Source organism: Streptomyces sparsus (genome assembly GCF_054776295.1).
On sequence record NZ_BAAHCA010001409.1, the window covers coordinates 1 to 878 of the forward strand.

Genomic DNA, 878 nt, shown 5'->3' on the forward strand with positions numbered 1-878 from the left:
CCCGGCGCGCCGGCGGACTACGCGGTGTGGCGCACCGGCGCCCTCGTGGTGCAGGCCCCGGACAACCGCGTCGCCAACTGGTCGACCGATCCGCGGTCCGGAACGCCCGGCCTGCCGGACCTCAGCCCCGGCGGGCAACTGCCCGTGTGCCTGCGGACGGTGGTGGCCGGCCGCACCGTGCACGCGGCGCCGAACGAGTGATCCGGCGCCCGGCGTTCCGCCGAATGATGACTGCTGGGCCTGTCACCCGCCCGGCCCCACCTCCTCGCTGACCTGGCCATTTGCGGAGAAATGGCAGGTCAGGGGGGTGTTGACAGGCGGCATCGGAAGGCGGGTAGGTTCGGCCGAGTCCCACCACAGGACGTCCGACCGAAAGATCCACCGCGCAGTCGTCGAACGCCGCTGGGCCACGGTGAGGTGCCGGATGACACCTCACCACAGGCAGCCAGGTCCAGCGCCCGCGGCACGGGGGCGGAAGGTTTCAGCAGGTCGGCAGGTGCGACCCGGGTAGGGCTCGGCGCTCAGTAGACAACGGCTCTCGGTTGACCCGCAGCCAGCGGATCCCAGGCCGGCCCGAAGAGCGCCGGGCCCGATCCGCACCCCGGCCGCGCCCACCGCCCCCCCCGGCCGGTCGCCGGCTTCCCCCGGCTGTGGCGAGATCCCGCCCACTCCCACGCGCCTCCAGGGCCCCGTTGGGCCGTTCGCGTTGTACGGTCAGCTTCATCACCTCATGACCTGCAGGAAGGCAGCGACCGTGCCACCGGGCCCTGACACAGACGCCGAAGCCGGTACCAGCGCTCCGGTCGCGGCTGGAGCGTCGCCCGCGCACCCCGCCGGGCCCGACAGCCCCCCGGCTGCCGCACGCCCGGCGGCCGAAC

At 74.1% G+C, this 878-nt stretch carries 1 pseudogene; it reads left to right on the plus strand.

Annotation, left to right across the window (positions count from 1 at the left end):
* A pseudogene (locus ACYVE9_RS28730) lies at window positions 1-201 on the plus strand (amidohydrolase); the annotation flags it as partial.
* Between the last annotated feature and the right edge of the window lie 677 nt (window positions 202-878).